Below are 3755 nucleotides of genomic sequence, written 5' to 3'. Positions count from 1 at the left end.
CTGTACTGCACCAAGTTTACGGGTACAAAAAACCCGCTCAGTGGCGGGTTGCTATCACAGCTATATATTTACTTATTATGCCGTTACTAACATTTATCTTCGACATATAATCGAAAACAAGGTTTGCTTAAAACTCTGCTTTCATTTTATCCGGGAATTTTTTATTTGCAGCATAATAACTACCAAGTACATAAGCGTTCATTTGCTGCTCTACATCAACCCGACATGCCACACTAGAACAAGCTCCACTGATAAGCCCAAAAGAACTCCCTTTAGCAGAGAGATCAGCTTTGATTTCCTCTACAGTGTTTTTCCCCATAGCAACTACACACCCTGTCACAATATATCTAGCCTTCACATCATCCATGCTAAGGATAGTAGTTTTCGCAATTTTGCTGTATCCATCATTTTTATAAACATCCATGGCAAACGCACGGCAATCTGTATAATACGGACTTGCTTTAACTTGCGAATACTCAGGTAATTTCATACCTGCACAACCAACTAAACAAAAACCTATCGCTGCTATTAATACCTTTTTCATTACAGTCATAACCTAGAAGCATCATTGAAACTAATTTATTAAATAACCATCGAGTTTCTGGAATACAGACGTTAACCATCTCTCCAAAATCTAAAAGATAATAAGAAAAAATGTTTAACGCACCAATCCATTTCATAGTTTCATGAGACATCAGGCACAAAAAAACCCGCTCAGCAGCGGGTTTTTGACATTTACCAACGGTAGACATACAAGGCCCATCGTTGAGAAAATCTTATCCATATTTTTTGAAAAATGCAAGCATCACGTCGACATCTTCGGCGAAAATTATCTATCTTGTCACTTTTCTCAATTGCGATTCAGCATACGCTTCTTCCTGCCAGCACTTTGTAACCAGTTTATTAATAACGTCTGCATATCCTTTGTACCACTGATAATCCGTCAGGTCCGGTACCAGTTTCTGGACATGATGCCGCGCCAGTGTGGTTGGTAAACGGCTAAACCGGTTGCCATTGCAACGCCCACAAATCTTATAAACAGGCACACCATGAAGCCGGGTTCTTTTTTCATCCAGGACAATACCTTTACCCTTACACCCTCTGCACGCTGTGCTGACTTCTCCCTTACCATGGCAATGCTGACATAGTTCCTTCACCCACTCTTCCTTGATAACAGATTCCCCGCTTCTGGAGTGTTTCACCACTTCGCGCAATACATTATGAAATCCAGTACCAGCACAATGCTCACAGCGAGCCTTACTTGCCGCAGACCTGGAATAATCAGCAAAGGCAAAATTCACAAGGTAAGGGATGATCTGTAACCGGGTTTCTTCACTCAATTTGTTCAATGTCGGGTTATCCAGTGCCATCGCGTAATTGAGCAGACCTTCAATCGCAAATTGAGGATCCTGAACACCAACTTTTGCCAGGAATAAGGCAAACCCAAGCGGTGCTTTCGACTGCACCATCCCCTGCGCAGCCATCACATCCGTAATCGTTAAACCACCTGAGCCTGTCGCCGGTGCGTCATCGCTCAATTTTGGAGATTTTGGGGAGTAATATTTTGGTAAGGCTTCAAGGTTCATGCTCGTTCTCCACTTACGCCAATACGCCAATTGCCAGCGCACGATCGATAAAACGAAATATCAGCTCCAGCTGAGAGCCATACTTCTCTTCAAATGCCACGGTATCCGCATGCAGCTCGTCGTGATGCTTTCTGCACAAAGGCAACACAAAGAGGTCATGCGCTTTTGTACCCATTCCACCCTGACCGTGGCCTATCAGGTGGTGGGGATCATCAGCAGGCTTTCCACAACATGCACACGGCTGTGTCTTAACCCAGCGCGTGTACTTTTCATTAACCCAGCGGCGGCGTTTTGGGCGTAACATAAAAGACTCCGGCGACTCCGGATCCACTTTCAGCGCCAGCACATTTTTCGCTTTATCCTGGATGATGCTGGTGGCAGGAACCGAAGGCACAAGGTCACTTTCCCGGGTGACAGACGGCACAGCAGGTTTCGGTAATCTCAGCGCCTTACGGGCTGCGCTTTCAGGTAAGGCATCCGCCAGGTCATTACGAATCAGCCACCAGCACAGTTCCGGCATTGTCACGGCATGGTTATCATCAAAACCGAGATCCCGACGGACTACAGACAACACCCAGCGGGCACAGTTATCCGTTGCCATTGATTCCAGCCGTTCCGTGAACTGATCGCGCAGCTGGTTATCGCAGTGCCAGCACAGACGGATTGCGCCCGGAGCGTGTCGCATTGTGGTCATGTTCTCGCTGTGCCAGTCGGAATGAGGCCATTGGCAGCCTTTTTCACGAAGTAACCAGCTTTCAAGACATTCCACGCCACCAGCACGACGGATCACTGCCTCATTGCGGAACACGGCCCGAACGGCAGGATCATCCGCCAGCGGTTGTGATGCCGCCGGAACGGCACCACTGGCGAAAGATGAATAACGTTCCGGCTCAGGCTCCAGCAGGACACGCCCCTGCATAAACAGGGGCATCAGCTCTGAACCTGGCCTGAACAATACGATCCCCATACGCGGGGCAATTTCAGGGGTCAGTAGTGCTCTCACGGTCACCTCAATGAACGGTATCGAGCAGCTTTAACAGCTCAGGGAATCGGGATTCGAAGAAATGCGGCTGCGTCTCGCGCGGATTTGCGGGACTGGTGATGTTCTTGCCGAACATGCAGCCTTTCGCTGTCAGCAACCAGAATTTTTTGATGTTGTTAATCGCGGTACGGCTGTATCGTTCGCGCTGCTCGACGATCCCCAGCTTCACCATCTGGTGATATGCCTGATTAGCCGTCAGGCGGATACCATACTGTTTCAGCAGTGCACTCAGTGACAGTGTCGGGCGACTTGAGCCATCGTGTGCATCAGCAGGAGCATCAATGGCATAGCGCGGTGCCAGATTCGGTAAGCCAACAGCCTCCTGGAGTTTCTGACAGGCACCAAGCACTGAAGAGTTAGACAGGTTTAACTCCCGGCGCATAAAGTCCAGCAGAATCACTCCAGCCTGCATCTTGTCAGCAGCCTGCCCGGATAATTTTTCCGGTGCGCTGGTTACCATATCGAAAGTACGGATCACCTTCAGATGGAATGACGGGCTGATCCACATTGCATAGGCATACACCAGTTCTTTGCAGACATACGTCCCCTGGTTATTTCCGCCATTAATGACGCTAACTGGTTGATTTTGTTCCAGAGGCGGAATTCCACCCTCGGTGAAAAGTTGTTCAATCAATTCACAGGTTTGCTTATTGGAGAGCCAGTATTTCGGGCGGTTTTTTTGTTCTCCCCCGGCTGCCCTGTGCAGATCGTTCAGGCTGTAACGCCCATAAGCATCACGACGAACTTCAATACCATCAATGACCATCAGATTATTCATACTTCGTTTCTCCTCTTAATCAGGCGGCTGCACCCGCCGTTTTCTCGTACTTACTGATAGTGATCTCGACCTTCCCTCCCGGGATAACCGGTCCCCACTCAACCAGCATTCTTTTCACCTGACTGTCGTCTTCCCACACACCCGCGTGGGTCAGGGCGTCAAACATCGCCTTGTTATAGTTGTCCAGATCGCGGATCCGGTTATCCGGAGGAAACAACACGATCTCCACTGAAGCAGGTGCCGACGTTGGTTTCGGCAGACGACGTAACTGCTCAACTATTGCTGCGCACGCCGCGCTCTGGAATTTGCGCCCCGCTGCGCTTATCAGACTCTTACCAGCAAACGCCCC

The 3755-nt window shown here is 48.9% G+C and carries 5 protein-coding genes; all 5 read right to left on the bottom strand.

What is annotated here, in order from left to right; translation table 11 throughout:
• Window positions 1-127: 127 nt before the first annotated feature.
• Window positions 128-553 (bottom strand): hypothetical protein, encoded by a 426-nt coding sequence (locus tag FEK42_RS21060; protein ID WP_138211955.1) that lies wholly within the window; start codon window positions 551-553, stop codon window positions 128-130.
• A gap of 280 nt (window positions 554-833) precedes the next feature.
• A complete protein-coding gene (locus FEK42_RS21055; RefSeq protein WP_001047112.1) occupies window positions 834-1586 on the bottom strand; it encodes an antitermination protein in 753 nt (250 codons plus the stop codon).
• Between the two features lie 13 nt (window positions 1587-1599).
• Window positions 1600-2589: a DUF968 domain-containing protein gene (locus tag FEK42_RS21050; protein ID WP_135493255.1), complete on the bottom strand. Its 990-nt coding sequence runs from the start codon at window positions 2587-2589 to the stop codon at window positions 1600-1602.
• Between the two features lie 7 nt (window positions 2590-2596).
• Window positions 2597-3406, bottom strand: a complete 810-nt coding sequence (locus FEK42_RS21045) for a KilA-N domain-containing protein (RefSeq protein ID WP_135493254.1) — start codon at window positions 3404-3406, stop codon at window positions 2597-2599.
• Window positions 3407-3425: 19 nt separating this feature from the next.
• Window positions 3426-3755, bottom strand: a 330-nt coding sequence (locus FEK42_RS21040; protein ID WP_138211954.1) for a RusA family crossover junction endodeoxyribonuclease, incomplete at its 5' end; no start/stop codon positions are given.

The organism is Escherichia sp. E2748 (assembly GCF_005781125.1).
GTDB lineage: Bacteria > Pseudomonadota > Gammaproteobacteria > Enterobacterales > Enterobacteriaceae > Escherichia.
This window is presented reverse-complemented; position numbering and strand designations above follow the sequence as displayed.

Bases quoted from the DNA above. Each gene is read 5' to 3' on its own strand.
- FEK42_RS21060 (WP_138211955.1), bottom strand. From the start codon at position 553: ATGACTGTAATGAAAAAGGTATTAATAGCAGCGATAGGTTTTTGTTTA.
- FEK42_RS21055 (WP_001047112.1), bottom strand. From the start codon at position 1,586: ATGAACCTTGAAGCCTTACCAAAATATTACTCCCCAAAATCTCCAAAA.
- FEK42_RS21045 (WP_135493254.1), bottom strand. From the start codon at position 3,406: ATGAATAATCTGATGGTCATTGATGGTATTGAAGTTCGTCGTGATGCT.